Raw genomic sequence first — 17,763 nt, forward strand, 5'->3', positions numbered from 1 at the left:
ACTTTTTTTCTCATTCAATCAGCACTTTTTGATACACGTTTCAGCCGACCAAAATCTGTATAAAATTGAGGAGCTCATTCCTCCGCAAACAGAGCTTAATCTATATAATCCTTCAGACGGAATCCCGGACCTGAATCAGGCCGATGCCTTGTTACTTCGAACTGTAACCCATTTAACCGCAGATACTTTCCCGAATCCTCCAAAAAATCTCAGGTTCATCGGAACCGGGTCATCAGGAACTGATCATCTGGACAACGAATACCTGGAAGAAAAGGGAATTACCCTCGCCAGTGCAAATGGCTGTAATGCCCGTGCGGTTGCCGAGTACGTAATGACCTCCATTCTGCTGTGGCGCGAAAAAGAGCAACCTGACGAATCGTTTGGGAGTGTGGGTGTGATTGGGGTTGGCAAAGCCGGATCTGCAGTTGTTGAGTTACTCACTAATTTTGGGATTGATTGTGTGCAGTACGACCCACCCAGGGCAGAAAGAGAGCCTGATTTTAGCTCAGTCTCGCTGCAAGAAGTCTTGAATTGTGATATTCTCACCTTTCATGTGCCCCTGAACAGAAAAGGAAATTATTCCACCTTTCACTGGCTTGATGAAGAAAAGCTAAAAGGCCGTTCTTACAAATTGATCATTAACGCTGCACGGGGTGGAGTTATTAACGAGTTAGCCCTGATGAAATATTATGTTGAAGGTGATATTCAGGATTATATCCTCGATGTATGGGAAGATGAACCTGATTTTAACACCGAAGTGGCTAAACATGCATTTATCGCTACGCCACACATCGCCGGTTATTCCGAGCAGGCTAAAGTCAACGCTACAAAACTAGTTTGTGATCAATTGGCTAAATTTTTTAATCTGGCTTCCGGGCCGGTTCACTACGAAATACCCGAACGTGCTGAGGATCTCGCTCACATTCAGTATGATCTAACCAAACTCATTACCCGCCTGCATCCTATTCTGGGTTATGACAAAGCCCTGAGAGATTTATCTGGCCGACCGGATAAGAAAGTCTTGTTTCGGAATCTGAGAAATGAATGGCCATATCGTTTTGAGTATCCTTCCCTGAAAATCAGGAAAGAACTTCTGGAAGAGTTCCCTGAATTGAAGAAACTTGGTGTGAAGGCAACGGATTAGTTAGTCCGGGTCTTTGTGATCGTAGCTTAATACTCTCTTCAAGATCCACTCTCCGTCTTCCAACAGCCACAAGTGGGTAAATCGGGCAAAGCCGGTTTTGTACATTTCTTTGCCTGGCTCCAGAATATAAAATTCGTGTTCTCCCCGCTGAATTGCACCGTATAGTTCTCCGTTATCCTTCAATTCAAATGCCTTGAGTGTTCAAGGTATAAGTTTACGGATGGGCTTTTTCTCAGACCCTGAGCAAATATTATTGCTGTAAGCAACGAAAAATTCTTCTCTGTCCTGAAATCCTCCGGTGTCATGATAGAATTCAAGGTCAGCGGCCATTAAACCTTCAAACTTTTCTTTGTTGCACTTGTTAAATCCCTCTATAAATAAAAGACTGTCATTTGCAGCCAGTGTCTGAAATAATTCTGAATGATCATCAATCTGCGCATGAATTCCAGAAACCGGGATCACCAAAAGTGGAAGAATCAAAACATGATACTTGAGAAAAGAAAGAAATGAAGACATAACGTACAGAAGAATTGATTCAGATTTCATTACCGGAGATGGCTACGCAGAATTTTTTTCCATGTTGCAATGAAGTCTCAATGCCGATTAAAAAGAAGAAATAATTTTAACTCCCTAAGCATTGGCAGTAGTTATTTTTCTAAAATTGTTGCATAATTGTAATTGTGAATTCTTCTAACTCCATGTATTACAGATGAATAAAAATCTACTTCATATTTTCTATGTCTGTTTGTTTTGCCTCTTATTTCAGGGATGCAAGACCTGGCACACTCTTGAATATGAGACCGATAATCAGCCTATTCAATTAGGTCCTCACCAAACAGCTTTAAAAGCAGATACCATGGGAGTCATCACTGGATATTATCGTCTGCATTCCGAAGATGATGTCTATTCCGAATCGGATAATGTGAGCGTAACTTTAGGCGGAGACGAGTATATAGAAGAAAATATCAGTACAACCATCTATCGTTCACTGGAGGATAACCCTGATCATTTCATCGCCGACGGTGTACTGCAAGTTGAAGTTGAGCAAGGAATCACATTTTGGGGCTTCTTAAAAACGGTAATTGCCGGAGCTATTACGGGAGGTGACTCAAGCGGAGGAGAATTTTCAACCCAAACAATCCGCCACTCCGGAGTTATTTATAAAATTGATTCAAAAGAAGAAAAAGATGAGAACAAGTAACTTCAATTTGCCCCTTTTGGTCATATTTCTTTTAGCAGGAATAACCTTTTCGGGATGCTCGGTTGGTGCAAAAATAACAGTCACCGCTTCGGAAATTGATTACCCGGTATCGCACACCAGCAGTTTTTATAATCAACAGGATCGTTTGCAAACTGAAGAACAATACGAAGCAGTAAAAAACTTCGGTTTTACCTTCACAAAATGGGGCGTTTCCTCTCTTATTGAAATTGAAAACAGTGAAGATATATCTAACCGGTTAAACAAAATTATTGAGAAGAATGGTGGAGACGCCATTGTTAATCTTCACATTTCAGTAAACAATCCAACCGGAAAAAATGGATTGCTCTGGTTTTCAAAAACTATAACTACAACGGCTTCCGTCCTTTTTTCTTTTTTAGCCATTTCAGACCCAAAGCCGGAATTTGCGGCCATTGCTGTGGGGTCTACAGCCGCCGCTTTATTTACCCCTGCTGCCGCGGATATCAGAGTTGAGGGTACGGTAGTACGGATTTCAGAAAGAAGAACTGATTGATTAGTCAGATACTATTCCCCGTGTGAAAGGCTTTCAATATTTATAACGCCTTCCTTTGTGAATATCATATTCCACTCCGGCCTATTTATGAGTTTCTTTAGCTCAACAGCTTCACCATTTACTTTGGCAGTCGGATATATGAGTCTTAATCCATGGCTGTAATCCTCATAATCTTCACTATGAACCAAAGACAAAGGTTGAATGGGATCATCCACCGCATAATGCCATCCGTAAATAGCTAACCTTCCAATTTGTTCGATTAACCGATTCGTGATTACCACATCTTTTTTATGCCCGGAAACCAACCTCCCCTTTTCAACCCCTTTAAGCTGTTTTTCGATCATCTGCTGATGCCTTCTATAGTAATCGTTACTTCTCATTTGCTCACCGGGCTGCATCGGAATGGGCTGAAGTTTAACATGAGCCTTTGAGTAAATTGAGTCTACCATAACAGATGTTGGGAGATACATACCCAGTGACGATGCGATCTTTCTGGCTGCCGGAAGCGACAACGGCATACGAATGAAATCTCCCTCTGTCCCTATCGACATATAATCACAAGTGACCAAAATTACAGCCTTTTCATTATTGGTGTTCTTAAAGCTTACCGGAACCAATTCCCTCAAGAAAGAAGGAATCTGTCCTTCCAGTATCCATTCGGCGGCAGCTCTTTGACGAGCCTCATAATCCAGCGACCTTGTTTTGATCAAAAAATCAGTTGCGGTCCTAACTTGCTCACCTGAAATAGCTGGCAAATCAAGCATTGGAGTGCTTTGTACATTTTGAGCATTTACATGAACTGACAGAAGCACCAACCAAATAGGTGCATACAGGCTTAAATGAGAATAACCTTTGGCGTATTTAGCATTCCTGATGAGTATGTAAAAGACATCATTCATTTTTTAAGTCGCTTTTTTGGTATGAATATGAGCAAAAATATTCTATTGTTTAATCTTAATTTAACATAGCCCTTCGAAATCATCATTACCTTTGGGCTGTAAAAAAAATATGATCAGTACATTTACGGGCATAAAATTTTAAAGAAGAGAATTAACGCACATGACCTATAATTTCTTCGACTTTCTTCAATTAATTGGTGCGCTTGGGATTTTTATATATGGGATGAAGGTGTTCAGTGACGGACTTCAAAAAGTTGCTGGAAATCGCCTGCGTGCAATCCTCAAAGGCATGACCACCACACGTTTTCGTGGTATATTTACCGGGTTTGCAGCAACAACCATTACACAATCTTCAAGTACTACTACGGTGATGGTTGTCAGTTTTGTAAATGCTGGTTTGTTAACCTTTCTGGAATCTACTGGTGTTATAATGGGGGCCAACATCGGTACTACGGTTACCGCTTGGATGGTCTCTATCTTTGGGTTCAAGATGCAAATCACCCCTATTGCAGTCATGCTAATTGGTATTTTCTTTCCTTTTATGTTCTTCGGAAAGGAGCGCCTCAAGGACCTTTCGGAAGCTATGATTGGTTTTGGTATCCTTTTTATTGGCCTCGATTTCATTAAGAATGCAGTCCCTAACATCCAGGATAACCCTGAGATGTTCATGTTTGTTGACCAATTCACTGAATTCGGGTTCTTTTCTATTCTTATTTTTGTTTTTGCAGGTACTTTATTGACTCTTGTCACCCAATCCTCATCGGCTTCTACAGCCATTACCCTGGTTATGTTATTTCAGGGATGGATTGATTTTCCAATTGCAGCCGCTATGGTACTTGGGGAAAATATCGGGACTACCGTTACTGCTAATATCGCTGCAGTTGTTGGGAATGTGTATGCTAAAAGAGCGGCCAGATTTCACTTTGTGTTCAATGTTTTTGGGGTGATCTGGATGCTCATACTTATGCAACCTTTTCTTATGGGGATCGATGGTATAATGGGCTATTTCTCACCTGAAGCCGGGTCGGTTTTAAATACAACCGACCAAATGGGAAGGGCAAATGCAACACTGGCACTTTCTCTCTTCCACACTACCTTTAACGTTCTGAATGTATTATTACTTATTTCTTTCGTGCCTTACATGGTACGCTTCATTGAAAAATACCAGAAAGAAAAAGACAGCAACGACAGTATTTATCGCCTGCAATACATTTCATCAGGAATGATGTCGTCACCCGAATTATCTATCTCCCAGGCTCATAAAGAGATTGAACTCTTTGCCAAGCTGATTGAAAAAATGCATTACAGCTTAAAGGGATTGTTTTTAAACAAGCAGGGAAAGCAGGACAAATTCCTTAAGAAGATCAAGAAACGGGAAGAAATCACCGATACCATCGAACTGGAAGTAGCGGAATACCTCACTAAAATTTCGAGCACTAATCTTACAGAAAACTCAACCCGTCGGATCCGTGGCATGCATAGCATTATTAATGATCTTGAACGCGTTGGCGATATCTATTATCAAATGTCCAAAACGTTTGAAAGAATGCTGGCCGATAACATCACTTTGAATGAACCCGTGATGATCCGTATTCGTGAGATGATGAACCTGATTCATGAAGCTATCCTCTTGGTGCGCAATAACCTTGAAGAAGACTATGGTACCATCAATCTGGATGAAGCCATGGAAATTGAATCCTATATAAACTCCTACAGGGATGAATTACTGGAATTTCACTACAGCCAGCTTGAAAATAGTGCGTACAGCAATAAAGTAGGTTTTGTGTTTCTGGATTTTGTAAACAGAATGGAGAAAATTGGCGACCATATCTTCAATGTAAATGAAGCACTTGCCGGGGTAAAAGTTAAAGCTGCTTACGAAAGGGTTGTGGAAGAACGTGGCTAACGCTGTTAAATAGTTTTACACAAAAACGGTTTTGGTGTTTTTTTGTGAGTGAACAATTGCTTAGGATTGGCACTTAAATTTCTCACTCACAATTCGCTGCTTTTGAGACGTATAGCTACTTTATTTCTGGTACTCTTTTTTATTCAATTTCAGGCCACCTCCTTCGCTCAGACTTTATCGGAGAAAATCGGGCAAATGATTATGGTTGGTGTTGAAACCAGCCAGCAACACCAGGACTCTTTGATGTATGATATTGAACACCGAAACCTGGGCGGAGTATTGCTGTTTGCCTACAACCTTCGGTTCCCCAGTCAAATAAGAACTCAGAATTCCCGATTTCAGGGGGCTGCCAAAACGCCTCTTTTCCTGGCAACTGATCAGGAAGGTGGTATTGTAGCCCGCCTTGATGAGCAAAATGGCTTCGAACGCACTTATTCCGCTCACGAACTTGGCACTGAATTCAATTCAGAAGACTCAACCCGAAACCATGCGGCTCTAATGGCCAGCTGGATGGTAAATTCAGGATTCAACATGAATCTGGCTCCCGTGGTTGATGTAAATGTAGACCCCAACAGTCCTGCTATTGGCGGACTCGACCGCAGCTATTCCAGTGATGAAAATGTGGTATATCAGCATGCTTCCTGGGCAATAGATGAGTTTCATAAGCAAAATATTGCCACCTCGCTCAAACATTTTCCAGGTCACGGAAGTGCTGTTTCAGATTCACACGAAGGATTTACCGATATCACCGATACCTGGGAAGACCGTGAACTTGATCCCTTCAGATTCATTGTTGAAGATGGATATAATGATGCCGTGATGACCGGCCACTTATTTAATCAGAACTGGGATGAAGAGTACCCCGCTTCGCTGTCAAAGTACTCTATCACAGATATCTTAAGGGACAGTCTTGGCTTTGACGGAGTCGTAATTTCAGATGAGCTTTTTATGGGAGCCGTTCAGGAAAATTATGGCATGGAAGAAGCTATTATTCAGGTCGTTAACTCTGATACCGACATTCTTTTGTTCAATAGAAATCTATATCAGGATAAATCGCTTACGGGGTATGTTATTTCTCTAATCACAGACAAGATTGACGAAGGCATTATTTCCGAAGAAACCATCAATAAGTCTTACAACCGCATTATGGCGCTGAAAGAGAAGCGCATACCCACAAGTTCAGAAATTGACTACCTGCCTTCTGACGACGACCTCCCCCGCACTGTTGAAATTGCCAACTATCCGAATCCCTTCAACCCTACTACAACGATCTCGGTTTCTCTGGATCAGGCTAGTCAAATACAGGTTCAGGTTTTCAACTCTATAGGCCAAAAAGTGCAGACATTGGTACAATCTCAGCTTTCATCAGGTATTCATGAATTCCGGTTTGATGGAAGCAACCTGAGTTCAGGAATGTATCTGGTTGTAGTGAGTACCCCTGAAATCAGGGAAGTACACAAGATGATGCTCATTAAATAGCTGCATAAAAAAAGTCCACCGCTTAATGCGACGGACTTTATAGCTTAAAAACCGAATCTGATTATTCGAATTCAATAACATCAGCTGTGATGGTAACCTTCGCTTTGGTATAAAGAACAAAATTAGTAGTACCTGAATCGTATTGGATATTTACCAAAGCCAGTTTTCTTCCCTCTGCAGGAGAATTCTGTGCTTCAAAGTTTGTCCATAAATTTTCACGGGCATCCTTGTACAGGGTTTTGCTTCCATCCAGGGGAATTAAGCCCATTGAATTTGTAGCCATACCCCAGGAATAACTTCCACCCAAAATATATGCCGACTCAGCCGTTCCCGTTACGTTCTTGGCTACAATGGTATAGTTACCCTCCTTCAGCTGGACTTCGGTGCTGTTGCTGGCTACAAACATACCGGCGTTTCCGCAACCTGTGAATAATAATACAGATACCAAAAGTGCTAATAATGTATATGATTTCATCATGATGAATTTTGTGAGTTAAGATTGAAACTGAATGAAAAGCTTAAACAAGTATGTATACTTTTGATGAAGTTTTTGGAACTAATTGTGTCACTTCATTCAAATTTCTCTTGAGAAATACCCATCCCCTTTTTCATTCGGATAACTCAAACGGATTTTAAACCAAAAGGTTCAGAAAAAATGAACAGCGTCTTTTTTGTTTGAAATGGAACTTGCCGGTCAAACTATTATTGAAGGAATAGCAATATAATCAGCAATAAAGCGGTGATATTGGAAAAGGCTGTTCGGATTAGGTTCCACTTCACCCATCTTGACTCAAAATTATTTCGGGCTTCTGCCTGTTCCGAAGCATCCATCTCATCTATATTCAATTCTTGAAGAATGTTATTCAATGGGATATTTATTCGAATAGTAGGTAACTGAACCCCAAGCAGATAAGTGCCTACAGCTAACATCATGAAGGCCCACCCTATGGAGTCAAGTTTGCCTAATCCTAAAATAGCAGTAATAATTAAAGCAATAATGGAACCCACCCAGAAGATCATAAAAATGACTTGTCCGTTTTGAATCACGCGGTCAATAGCTTGAAACGCACGGATAAACTCTCCGTCATTTAGATTTTTAATACCCGGCATCACCACAATGGAAAAGGCCATTAAAAATCCGCCAACTACAGAACACAAAAATGTGGCCGTGATTAAAGTGATTTGAAAAATATCCATGGTGAGTTCCCCGAAAAATTACAACTGAGTTAAAACCAATAATTGTCAGGCAGAATGTAATTAAGCACAAAAAATTAATCCACCCTTTTAACCTCTCTTAATTCGGAGTATTAGTCCAGCTTATATCATCCTTTGTAACCACAAGGTCAAAGTAGTCCGAATCTGAAACCAAAGTAGAAATATCTATGGGGCCGCCCACTTCCATCATCGGTTCGCCCCAGAGTCCTACTTCTGTAGATGTTACGCTATACACATGGTACACGCCGTTGGCATTTCGGGCATGTAATCCGTCTTCCGAAATCTCATCGGCCGGAAACGCGATTTTGTGGAAAGTAAAGCCGTCAAAACTACCTCCTCCGCCACCAAGCATCGGTGGTTTTTGCACATAACTCTGTACAGAAGCAGATATCGTTATCAGATCCTGACGTACAGCGTCATTATTCAAAGAATTTGATGCATCGCCAAAAACCGTAATGGCGATAACCGTTGCGATACCTACTAATACCGTAACCAATATTACCAGGAGTAGTTGTTGCTGTCCCATAAGCCTAACGTAGATTTAATTTGACCTATAATATTGAAGTATGGGAAATATCAGAATTAGAAATTACTCATCTAATTCGCGCTCAATGATTTTCAAAGATTGGAATGTGAGCCAAAATTTAAAGAATCAGGACTCCTGGCTGATCTATAGCAGCTAATATTTACTTATCACTACTTTTCCTATTAACAACGGATTGGACAAGCTCATCCATAAAAAAATCATGCTCATCAAAGTTTCCGAAAACATTGGTAAAAGCAACCACCAGTATCTCTGACTCAGGATGAAAAGCCAGCATGGAGTTGATCCCTCCCGGCCCATCTCCCAAAGAAGTATATAATACCCCATATGGCTTATGGTGAACCGTAACAATACCTTGCCGAACCGTCCCCGGATCTTCATTTTGAATGTTGTCCCCAATCGACAAAAGCCAATTCTTACTTTCTTCAGTCAGGAAATCATCAAAATACACCGCTTCGCCCAGTTTCAGGAGATCGGCTGCCGTACTGACCATGCCAGCACTGGCATCTATTTGTTCAACGGCTGCTGTTGTATTTATCAGGCTGTCGTTAGCCGGTTCAAAAATAGATGGAAGCTCAATAAAGCTGCGTATGATTTCCGAGTCTTTAAGGTAACCCTAAACTGTTGGGGAAACTTCGATGCTTCCGGTATCGGTTTGGGTGCCATAGAACCCGGTATTTCGAAGTTCCAACGGGTCGATTATGGTACTCTTGAGATACTGACGAAAAGAAACACCTGAAATTTTTTCGATGATCAGACCGAGAAGAATTGTATTCGTATCCGAATAATAGTGACCCGAGCCCGGTTTGCCCTGTGGTTCAGCATCACCGGTATGTGCTAGTTCAATCAACTGTTCCGGTGTCCAGCTAATGCCATCCGCTGCTTTGCTCCCGATGTAGGTATTCACATATCGCAGGTCGTTATTAAAACTGTATATTCCGCTTGAATGATCTAATAAATGATGGACTTTTATTTTATTTTTTAAAAGGAATGTCCCCAATCAGGGAATTGGGCAGCAACGTATCAACCGAACTTTGCAGGGATAACCTGCCCTCATCGATGAGTTTTAAAACCGCTACCGATGTAAACAATTTTGTTACGCTGGCAATATGGAACCGGTCATCTGCACGCATGGGCGTTTGGTCTTCAATACTTGCCAATCCTTCACTCCCTATCCACGGTTTATTATCCCCCTGCTGAATACCCACAATGATACCCGGATATCCTTGCTCTATTCCACTTTCCAGTACTTCCTGATACTCACGATTTGAACAGGCAACAAAAGTCAGCCCAGCCACTACCAGAAACAACAAGCGCTTCCTATTTTTTGTATGTATAGACATAATCAGGTGATTATTTGAATTGATATTGCTTTGGCAATCAAATCTCGTCCGATTTAAAACGCTTTGTTAGCCGTGCGAGAATTTCTTTTTGGCTTCATTAGCTTCAATGACTTTGAGTTCTGGTGGACCACCGCCGTGCATTTCACTTTGAGGAAACCACTTAACCCAGAATCTACCATCATTGGGGGCGCGATATAAAATTTCCCAGCCTGATTTGTCGACTGCCAATTTTTCCAAATAGTTCTCCGTCAAGTATTCAATTCTATTATAGGTTTCATCCTTAGAGAACCCATCTTCGGTTTCTATCCAGCCACCTGAAATTTTACTTTCCTCTGGGCCAATCTCTTTCTTCATATTTGGTAAGTACGGCTAACGACCCAGTGTTTAAACGGCGCGGAGATTATGAGTTAATAAACGTCTAAAAAGTTAAAACAAGCAACTCCTGAACCAACGGCACGTCCGCGTCCCCAGTTAATGCGCCTTGTTATGCCTGAGCAGCTTTAATTGGAGCAATTTCTTTGCTTGGTCGATGTGAGGATAAATCATGCATAGCCTGCAGATTTAACCAAAACTCAGGAGAGGTATTGAACGCTTTCGATAACAGCCAAGCGGTATCCGAAGAAATGCCTCTTTTCCCGCGTACAATTTCATTAATTCGCTGGATAGGAATATCCAAATGGTCGGCTAATTCCTTCTGCGTTAATTCCATTGGTTCAATGTACTCTTTCAATAAAATCGTCCCGGGATGTGTAGTTATTCTGTTTTGTGGAATCATGGTTTTCACCTTTTTCTAATGATAATCGACAATGCCTACATCAAATGCACTGGAATCTTGCCAACGAAAAACGATTCTCCATTGGGCATTAATTCTAATACTGTGATATCCTTTATAATCTCCACGCAGTGCTTCTAATCTGTTGCCTGGAGGTGATCGTAAATCATCTAGAGAAGTGGCAGCATTCAGTATATCTAATTTGTAGATCGCTGAATCAAGGATTTGAGTAGGTAACTTTCGAACTTTACTGCTCGAATTTCCATGAAACAGATCTGATGTTGCTTTATCTCCGAATGATTTGATCATTCTTTAATTTAATGGATTAACGGTATCCATGCAACGAAATTGTTTTGTGAAGGCATAACGGTTTGGCAAATAAGCGGCGCAGCTAAGTCCCTGAATGTATGGAACTAAACGCAAACGCGTTCGCTTAATTTGCTTTGTTATACCAACAGCCTATTTTATTTTGAAGCCCAAATTCTTTCTTGTTCTAAGACTGCCTCAGCATGTTTTTTATCTCCACTCTGTCCTTTCTGCCGATCATCCAATGATTCAAGAAGTGCAGCCCGTCCATACAGTGTTACGGTATCATCGTTATAAATTTTTGTCTCTCCTCGTGGTGCTCCGATATATTCTCCATTGCTTCGTTTTATTCCCAATACCAATATGCCTTCATCATGTAATTGCAAATCATTTAAGGTTTTGTCAGCCAGCCAATCTTGTTGTTCCACTTTTATTTCTGAAACCCGATAATTGTCTGAAAGATGAAGGAGACTATAATAATCCCTGACGTCTAAGGTCGTATAACGATTAAGTGCACGGTTGATGAGGTAAGAGAGTTTACGGTCAATCCATTTACTTTGCACCAAAAGCAAAAGCGCAATCAGGCCTACCATCAAAACCACTATTTCAATGGAAATATATCCGATCCGCTCGAGGGATATAAAACTGAGAATGAGCGATGAAATGGTTGAGATGACCCCTGCACTGCCAAGAAAAATTAATATCATCAAAATTTTACGGCGGACGGGATGATTAACTACATGCTCTGATTCATTTGTTGTAAACCCTGTTCCCGTAAATGCTGATCGAGCCTGAAATCGAGCAGCATCTTTTGATAGTCCTGTTTGAATTAATGCTGTGGCAGCTATTCGGGTAATGAGTATGGAAAGAGAAATAATAACCAGAAGTGAAATAATAGCAATCATAGCTATACCCATTTAATTAGTTTTTAAAAAGTAATATAGAGAATATTGAAAGAATAGAATGAATTGGAATTGGATTGTGAGACCTATGGGAATTGGCACAATTATTGTCATATAATTTTAGATAATATAATTATGTAGGGCGAGGGCTGATTCTAATTTAATTTTCAACCCTTTAAAATAGTTCCTCCCTCTTGCCCTAAAATGTTAATTTAGAATAAAATTAATGAAGGAAGGCACTTACGAAAATCAAAAACTGATAGATACCCTTGAACAATGCATCTCCCAATCTAATTTGGGAGTGGTCATCCTTGATAAAAATTTCAAAGTAATAAGTACTACTGACAAAATAACAGAGTGGTTCGGATATCAGTTGGAGGAACTCCAAAATAATGCCGCTACTGAACTGGCCTTTAATACCGTTGATGAAGAAGACCTGCAACTGGCTCTGAAGTCAATCGACTCACTCCTGGAAGGAAAGATGAAGAGCACATGTTATCATTTCCGGATTATTGCGAAGGATGGTTCGGTCAAACACACACGTTGGTACACCACACTTATAGATGACCAACAAGGGAATCCTCTTTATTTTATCTCAATAGTCGAAAACTTTACCGGTCTAAAGGAACTTGAAGACAGCCAGCAACGATTTGCAGAGATACTGGAATCCACTCCCGATTTTATAGGTCTTGCAAAAGCCGACGGGAATGTAATGTTCGTCAATGGGGTCGGGCAATCCATGTTAGGGTTTGAACAACTGGATGTTACCGAAACCAGAGTCTCCTGTTATGTTCCTGATGATACCTACCGTCACCTGCAGGATGAAATTTTCCCGTTTGCTTCCAGGTTTGGTTCATGGACTGGAGAATTCAATTTGCAGCGTTCCGATGGCACTCCGATTCCGGTTGCTGCGGTCATAAATGCCCACAAAAACAGTGATAATGAAACCGAGTACTACTCAGCTGTTTGCCACAATATTACCAACTATCAATCCATTCAGGATTCCCTGCGGGTTAGGGAAGAACGCCTGCAACTTGCTATGGAGGGTGGCAACATTGGATTCTGGGATTACTATCCGCAGGATAACCGGGTTGATTTTGACAAAGAGTTGATGTCAGATGCTTTGGGGTATCTTCCTGCTGAATTAAGTCAGAATACTGAAAAGTGGAATAAACTCATCCACCCCGAGGATCTGAAGCCTGTTAAAGATCGACTCAAAAACCATATTATTGGAAATCTATCTCATTTTGAGGCTGAATTTCGCTTGAAAAGAAAAGACGGTTCCTGGTGCTGGATACAATGCAGGGCTAAAGTAGTGGAAATCGATGATAATGAGTCTCCGTTGCGGATTACCGGGATATACCAGGACATCAACGACCGAAAGGCTTATGAACAACAACTGGAACAATCGGTCATGGAAAAACAGGTTTTGCTCCAGGAAGTCCACCACCGGGTTAAAAATAACCTGGCTATTATTTCGGGTCTGATGCAGCTGCAGGATTTTACTAAGCAAAATGAAGCTTTTTCGGACCTGTTGCTTACTTGTCAAATGAGGATCAAAACCATTGCTATGATTCACGAGATTCTCTATCAGTCCGAAAGTCTTTCAAAGATCGATTTTAACTTGTATGTCCACAACCTGAATGAGCTTATCAGAAATACCCTCAATCCCAAAAAAGGAATTAGGCTTTCAATTTCATGTGAGCCATTTCTGATCAATGTAAATCAGGCCATACCCTGCGCACTGATATTAAATGAATTGATTACCAACTCTGTTAAACATGCATTCCCGACAGACACGAAAGGTACCATTACCATCAATGTTACCATGGCCGATAATATTATAAGCCTTGAAGTTAAAGATGACGGCATAGGCCTGCCCGAAGATTTTGAGCAAATAAAAGACCACTCTTTGGGATTCACAATCATTGATGTACTTGTAAAACAGTTGAAAGCAGAATATGAAATAACCAGCAAAGAGGGGACGGTTACACGTCTCTCATTCAAGCGAGAAGATTTGTCCGGATCAGCAAGTTCAATGATGGATTGATAGATCTATTCGATAACCTTCTCAACCAAAGGAGCCTTACTCTATTGATCCAGACTCAAGGCAAATTTCCGGAAGTGGGTATAACATATTATTATCCGAACGAGGGTATTGTTAGGGCGAACGAGCCGAAACCGCCTTTACGCGCTTTCGTCCTCCTTCTTGTTCGCATAATGTGATTTTTGGGATGTTATCAGAACGGTCGTTAACCTAAGCTGTTCGTACAATATCCGCCTACGTTGAGCTAAGATAATACCTTATCTGATATTTTCAACTGTCATCAAATCCCAAATAACTGCTTTGCCGTCTCCGTGGTTTGGGCATCTATTTCTTCCGGGCTCCTATCAAAAATATCGGCGAGCTTTTGGGCGGTGTATTTCATGAAGGCCGGTTCGTTGCGTTTCCCTCGCTTTGGGGCGGGCGACAGATACGGAGCGTCGGTTTCCAGAACCATCTTGTCCAGTGGCAGCTGAGCTACGGTTTTATCTACTCCGCCGTTTTTGAAGGTCACCACACCGCCAATCCCCAGATGAAAGCCAAAGCCGATGGCCCGCTTCCCTTCTTCCACTGTTCCGTTAAAACAGTGCCAGATACCGGTCAGGCGGCCGTCCTGCTCGTCTTCCAGGATATCCAACACATCGCCGGTACTTTCCCGGTTATGAATGATGATCGGCTTTTGCACCTGCTTTGCCACTTTGCAGTGCAATCGAAGGCTTCGCTTCTGTTCCTCTATGTGATCGGTGCTCCAGTAGTAATCCAGTCCGGTCTCTCCCACTCCGTAAATGTCGTCCCGAGAACAAAGCCTCAATAATTCCTCCTCAAAATCATCCGGCAGGCTTTCCACGTCACAGGGATGAATTCCGGCCATTTTATAGAAGTCAATTTCGGGGTGACTCAGCTTCTCCATCTGCTCCAGCGATTGGAAGTCGATAGCTGGCATCAGGATTGCTTTCACGCCTGCTTCCACGGCTCGCTGGTTTACAGCGTCACGGTCTTCATCAAATTTGGGAAGGTATATATGGGAATGGGTGTCTATCACAAGAATTTTGGTTGGTTAAATCTGGGTTAGTCGAAATCATTCAATTAAAACTGCCAAGTCATTTCACGGCGTATGCCTGAAATCTGGTTGTGTTCATTATCTGCTTTTATAATAATAGTTAGCAGATCGAAAGATCCTGAATCGAGCTCAGGATGACAACTCAAAGATGATGCCCGGGCAGACTAAAATCATGAGCAAATTCGTCAATTAAAACAAACATACCCATGGCTTCTATTCCTCTTGGGCACATTACATTATCAAATTGTTGTTTGTTCCAAAACTAGTGAAGATTGTGTGGAATTATTCAGATTAAGCCTTATTTTGCGGGTTCTATCTTTTTCAGACCTGTCCTGTTTTAACAGGCCTTGCATCGAAATCAAAACCTAATCATTTTTTGTTTTATGTCTTCTACCCCACTCATCCGCCCTGAGTTTGAAAAGTATGAGAAAGTGTCTACCAAAGTTTTTGATACGGCCAAAATTGCTTCTAAATATGCTGCCGACGAAATCGCTTCGCTGATCCGTGAAAAAGCTAAAAAAGGAGAGCAAGCTGTACTGGGACTCGCTACCGGTTCTACCCCAACTCAGCTTTATGATGAACTGGTGCGGATGCACAAAGAAGAAGGCCTGAGTTTTGAGAATGTAGTCACCTTTAACCTGGATGAATACTACCCAATGGATCCCGACTCCATTCATAGTTATGTCCATTTCATGAATGAGTACCTGTTTGACCATGTGGATATCAAAAAGGAAAATATTCATATCCCGGATGGCACGCTGGATCGTGAAAAAGTGTATGAATTCTGCCGTGATTATGAGGAGAAAATCGAGGCGCTGGGAGGATTGGACATACAGATTCTGGGTATTGGACGTACGGGTCACGTTGGGTTTAACGAACCGGGTTCATCCATCAATTCCAGAACCCGCCTTATTGCCTTAGACAGTCTGACTATCCTGGATGCCGCCAGCGGATTCTTTGGGGTTGAAAATGTTCCCCGCCGTGCCATCACCATGGGTGTTGGAACCATTATGAAAGCGGATCGCATCTTCCTGATGGCCTGGGGTGAAGGAAAGGCCAAGATTGTTCAGAAAGCCATTGAAGGTGATATCACCAGCCAGATTCCCGCTACCTTTCTTCAAAAACATCCAAATGTTGAGTTTCTGCTTGATGATGCTTCATCTGCAGAACTGACACGAACCAAAACTCCATGGCTCGTTGGCCCTATTGAGTGGACCGATGAACTCCTCCGAAAAGCCGTTGTTTGGTTAAGCCTGTATCTGGAAAAACCTATCCTCAAGCTTACGGATGAAGATTACAGCGAGCATGGCATGAATGATGTGCTGATTGATATCGGACGTGCATATAACGTGAACATCCGCATCTTTAACGAGATTCAGCACACCATCACCGGATGGCCGGGCGGTAAACCCAATGAAGATGATACCTATCGCCCGGAGAGAAAATCTCCTGCCAAAAAACGGGTACTTATTTTTAGCCCCCACCCCGATGACGATGTGATTTCCATGGGTGGAACCTTTATCCGTTTGGTAGACCAGGGACATGAAGTTCATGTAGCTTACCAGACTTCCGGTAACATTGCCGTTTTTGATGATGAAGCCATTCGTTTTGCTGATTTCGTAACGGATTATCATGAAAACTTTGGCCTGGAGAATGAAGAAACCGTCAACCTTTTCAATGAGGTAAGAGAATCTATTAAGAAAAAGCAGCCGGGTGAAGTTGATTCCGAAGAAGTGAAGACGATCAAAGGGATGATTCGGCGCGGCGAAGCCAAAGCGGCCTGCCGGTATGTGGGAATCCCGGATGAGAACATGCACTTCCTGGACCTGCCTTTTTATGAGACCGGAAAAGTTCGTAAAAAGCCGATTGGCCCGGAAGACATTGAGATCACCAAAGATATTATCAAGAAGGTGAAGCCGCACCAGATTTATGCTGCCGGTGATTTATCTGACCCGCATGGAACACACCGTGTATGCCTGGATGCCGTTTTCAGTGCTTTGCGTGAACTTCAGGATGAAACGTGGATGAAAGACTGCTGGACCTGGTTATACCGTGGAGCATGGCAGGAATGGGATATTGAAGACATTGAAATGGCTGTTCCGCTAAGTCCGGAGGAAACCGACCGTAAGCGTAAAGCGATTTTCAAACATCAATCGCAAAAAGACCGCCCACTGTTTCCGGGAACTGACAAACGTGAATTCTGGCAGCGAGCTGATGACCGTACACGCACAACGGCCAGACTCTATGATAACCTTGGACTCGCCGAGTACGAAGCTATGGAAGCTTTCGTACGCTGGAAAGAGTTGGATTGACATCTTTAAATACAAAAAAGCGAAAGACATATTTCTTTCGCTTTTTTTTTACCTATACTTCTGACTTCGATTCAGACAAAGCTTAACTAAAAATCAGCACCGGC

General features: G+C 41.9%; 21 protein-coding genes. 7 read left to right on the top strand and 14 right to left on the bottom strand.

Annotated features, from left to right (window positions below; genetic code table 11):
- The first annotated feature begins 28 nt into the window (after positions 1-28).
- Positions 29-1,144: a 4-phosphoerythronate dehydrogenase gene (locus tag RIB15_RS00600; protein ID WP_350200203.1), complete on the top strand. Its 1,116-nt coding sequence runs from the start codon at positions 29-31 to the stop codon at positions 1,142-1,144.
- On the opposite strand, the gene RIB15_RS00605 is transcribed toward RIB15_RS00600, so the two are convergent.
- Entirely contained in the window at positions 1,145-1,327 is a 183-nt protein-coding gene (locus RIB15_RS00605; RefSeq protein WP_350200204.1) for a hypothetical protein, read from the bottom strand. It abuts the gene before it with no gap.
- Positions 1,328-1,345: 18 nt separating this feature from the next.
- On the bottom strand, positions 1,346-1,660 hold the full coding sequence (locus RIB15_RS00610) for a nuclear transport factor 2 family protein (RefSeq protein WP_350200205.1): 315 nt from the start codon (positions 1,658-1,660) through the stop codon (positions 1,346-1,348).
- Positions 1,661-1,853: 193 nt separating this feature from the next.
- Between RIB15_RS00610 and RIB15_RS00615 the strand changes: the two genes are divergently transcribed.
- Together RIB15_RS00615 and RIB15_RS00620 are read left to right on the top strand one after the other, a co-directional pair.
- On the top strand, positions 1,854-2,345 hold the full coding sequence (locus RIB15_RS00615) for a hypothetical protein (protein ID WP_350200206.1): 492 nt from the start codon (positions 1,854-1,856) through the stop codon (positions 2,343-2,345).
- Positions 2,332-2,877: a hypothetical protein gene (locus tag RIB15_RS00620; protein ID WP_350200207.1), complete on the top strand. Its 546-nt coding sequence runs from the start codon at positions 2,332-2,334 to the stop codon at positions 2,875-2,877. The genes RIB15_RS00615 and RIB15_RS00620 overlap by 14 nt, the downstream gene beginning before the upstream one ends.
- Before the next feature lie 11 nt (positions 2,878-2,888).
- Here the strand turns inward: RIB15_RS00620 and RIB15_RS00625 are convergent, their stop codons facing one another.
- Complete coding sequence (locus RIB15_RS00625) at positions 2,889-3,776, bottom strand: hypothetical protein (RefSeq protein ID WP_350200208.1); 888 nt, start codon at positions 3,774-3,776, stop codon at positions 2,889-2,891.
- Positions 3,777-3,936: 160 nt separating this feature from the next.
- Between RIB15_RS00625 and RIB15_RS00630 the strand changes: the two genes are divergently transcribed.
- Positions 3,937-5,682, top strand: a complete 1,746-nt coding sequence (locus RIB15_RS00630; RefSeq protein ID WP_350200209.1) for a Na/Pi cotransporter family protein — start codon at positions 3,937-3,939, stop codon at positions 5,680-5,682.
- 66 nt (positions 5,683-5,748) lie between these two features.
- The gene (locus tag RIB15_RS00635; RefSeq protein ID WP_350200210.1) at positions 5,749-7,161 is read left to right on the top strand and encodes a glycoside hydrolase family 3 N-terminal domain-containing protein; all 1,413 of its coding nucleotides are present in this window, start codon (positions 5,749-5,751) and stop codon (positions 7,159-7,161) included.
- 61 nt (positions 7,162-7,222) lie between these two features.
- Here the strand turns inward: RIB15_RS00635 and RIB15_RS00640 are convergent, their stop codons facing one another.
- The 10 genes from RIB15_RS00640 to RIB15_RS00685 form a co-directional block, all read right to left on the bottom strand.
- Complete coding sequence (locus RIB15_RS00640; protein WP_350200211.1) at positions 7,223-7,639, bottom strand: DUF6567 family protein; 417 nt, start codon at positions 7,637-7,639, stop codon at positions 7,223-7,225.
- Between the two features lie 224 nt (positions 7,640-7,863).
- Positions 7,864-8,358, bottom strand: coding sequence for an anthrone oxygenase family protein (locus tag RIB15_RS00645; protein ID WP_350200212.1), 495 nt, complete (start codon positions 8,356-8,358; stop codon positions 7,864-7,866).
- Positions 8,359-8,455: 97 nt separating this feature from the next.
- Positions 8,456-8,902 carry a hypothetical protein gene (locus RIB15_RS00650; RefSeq protein WP_350200213.1) on the bottom strand — a complete coding sequence of 149 codons (447 nt, stop codon included), beginning with the start codon at positions 8,900-8,902 and terminating at the stop codon, positions 8,456-8,458.
- A 160-nt stretch (positions 8,903-9,062) separates the two neighbouring features.
- Positions 9,063-9,413: a serine hydrolase domain-containing protein gene (locus RIB15_RS00655; protein WP_350200214.1), complete on the bottom strand. Its 351-nt coding sequence runs from the start codon at positions 9,411-9,413 to the stop codon at positions 9,063-9,065.
- Positions 9,414-9,536: 123 nt separating this feature from the next.
- Entirely contained in the window at positions 9,537-9,920 is a 384-nt protein-coding gene (locus RIB15_RS00660) for a serine hydrolase domain-containing protein (RefSeq protein WP_350200215.1), read from the bottom strand.
- Positions 9,895-10,263: a serine hydrolase domain-containing protein gene (locus tag RIB15_RS00665; protein WP_350200216.1), complete on the bottom strand. Its 369-nt coding sequence runs from the start codon at positions 10,261-10,263 to the stop codon at positions 9,895-9,897. Before RIB15_RS00665 ends, RIB15_RS00660 begins: the two co-directional genes overlap by 26 nt.
- A 66-nt stretch (positions 10,264-10,329) precedes the next feature.
- Positions 10,330-10,617, bottom strand: a complete 288-nt coding sequence (locus tag RIB15_RS00670) for an Imm27 family immunity protein (RefSeq protein WP_350200217.1) — start codon at positions 10,615-10,617, stop codon at positions 10,330-10,332.
- Between the two features lie 130 nt (positions 10,618-10,747).
- Positions 10,748-11,038 (bottom strand): HigA family addiction module antitoxin, encoded by a 291-nt coding sequence (locus RIB15_RS00675; RefSeq protein ID WP_350200218.1) that lies wholly within the window; start codon positions 11,036-11,038, stop codon positions 10,748-10,750.
- 15 nt (positions 11,039-11,053) lie between these two features.
- Entirely contained in the window at positions 11,054-11,344 is a 291-nt protein-coding gene (locus RIB15_RS00680; protein WP_350200219.1) for a type II toxin-antitoxin system RelE/ParE family toxin, read from the bottom strand.
- Positions 11,345-11,499: 155 nt separating this feature from the next.
- Positions 11,500-12,246: a TrkA C-terminal domain-containing protein gene (locus tag RIB15_RS00685; RefSeq protein WP_350200220.1), complete on the bottom strand. Its 747-nt coding sequence runs from the start codon at positions 12,244-12,246 to the stop codon at positions 11,500-11,502.
- Between the two features lie 223 nt (positions 12,247-12,469).
- Here RIB15_RS00685 and RIB15_RS00690 point away from each other — a divergent pair, with 223 nt between their 5' ends.
- Entirely contained in the window at positions 12,470-14,293 is a 1,824-nt protein-coding gene (locus RIB15_RS00690) for a PAS domain S-box protein (RefSeq protein WP_350200221.1), read from the top strand.
- 277 nt (positions 14,294-14,570) lie between these two features.
- Here RIB15_RS00690 and RIB15_RS00695 read toward each other — a convergent pair whose 3' ends face one another.
- Positions 14,571-15,329, bottom strand: coding sequence for a TatD family hydrolase (locus RIB15_RS00695; protein WP_350200222.1), 759 nt, complete (start codon positions 15,327-15,329; stop codon positions 14,571-14,573).
- 401 nt (positions 15,330-15,730) lie between these two features.
- Here RIB15_RS00695 and nagB point away from each other — a divergent pair, with 401 nt between their 5' ends.
- A complete protein-coding gene (gene nagB, locus RIB15_RS00700; RefSeq protein ID WP_350200223.1) occupies positions 15,731-17,659 on the top strand; it encodes a glucosamine-6-phosphate deaminase in 1,929 nt (642 codons plus the stop codon).
- Positions 17,660-17,763: the final 104 nt, after the last annotated feature.

Source organism: Gracilimonas sp., assembly GCF_040218225.1.
Classification (GTDB): Bacteria; Bacteroidota; Rhodothermia; order Balneolales; family Balneolaceae; genus Gracilimonas.

Bases quoted from the DNA above. Each gene is read 5' to 3' on its own strand.
- RIB15_RS00665 (WP_350200216.1), bottom strand. From the start codon at position 10,263: ATGTCTATACATACAAAAAATAGGAAGCGCTTGTTGTTTCTGGTAGTG.
- RIB15_RS00615 (WP_350200206.1), top strand. From the start codon at position 1,854: ATGAATAAAAATCTACTTCATATTTTCTATGTCTGTTTGTTTTGCCTC.
- RIB15_RS00680 (WP_350200219.1), bottom strand. From the start codon at position 11,344: ATGATCAAATCATTCGGAGATAAAGCAACATCAGATCTGTTTCATGGA.
- RIB15_RS00650 (WP_350200213.1), bottom strand. From the start codon at position 8,902: ATGGGACAGCAACAACTACTCCTGGTAATATTGGTTACGGTATTAGTA.
- RIB15_RS00685 (WP_350200220.1), bottom strand. From the start codon at position 12,246: ATGATTGCTATTATTTCACTTCTGGTTATTATTTCTCTTTCCATACTC.
- RIB15_RS00620 (WP_350200207.1), top strand. From the start codon at position 2,332: ATGAGAACAAGTAACTTCAATTTGCCCCTTTTGGTCATATTTCTTTTA.
- RIB15_RS00645 (WP_350200212.1), bottom strand. From the start codon at position 8,358: ATGGATATTTTTCAAATCACTTTAATCACGGCCACATTTTTGTGTTCT.
- RIB15_RS00640 (WP_350200211.1), bottom strand. From the start codon at position 7,639: ATGATGAAATCATATACATTATTAGCACTTTTGGTATCTGTATTATTA.
- RIB15_RS00690 (WP_350200221.1), top strand. From the start codon at position 12,470: ATGAAGGAAGGCACTTACGAAAATCAAAAACTGATAGATACCCTTGAA.
- RIB15_RS00670 (WP_350200217.1), bottom strand. From the start codon at position 10,617: ATGAAGAAAGAGATTGGCCCAGAGGAAAGTAAAATTTCAGGTGGCTGG.
- nagB (WP_350200223.1), top strand. From the start codon at position 15,731: ATGTCTTCTACCCCACTCATCCGCCCTGAGTTTGAAAAGTATGAGAAA.
- RIB15_RS00625 (WP_350200208.1), bottom strand. From the start codon at position 3,776: ATGAATGATGTCTTTTACATACTCATCAGGAATGCTAAATACGCCAAA.
- RIB15_RS00630 (WP_350200209.1), top strand. From the start codon at position 3,937: ATGACCTATAATTTCTTCGACTTTCTTCAATTAATTGGTGCGCTTGGG.
- RIB15_RS00675 (WP_350200218.1), bottom strand. From the start codon at position 11,038: ATGATTCCACAAAACAGAATAACTACACATCCCGGGACGATTTTATTG.
- RIB15_RS00610 (WP_350200205.1), bottom strand. From the start codon at position 1,660: ATGTCTTCATTTCTTTCTTTTCTCAAGTATCATGTTTTGATTCTTCCA.
- RIB15_RS00655 (WP_350200214.1), bottom strand. From the start codon at position 9,413: ATGGTCAGTACGGCAGCCGATCTCCTGAAACTGGGCGAAGCGGTGTAT.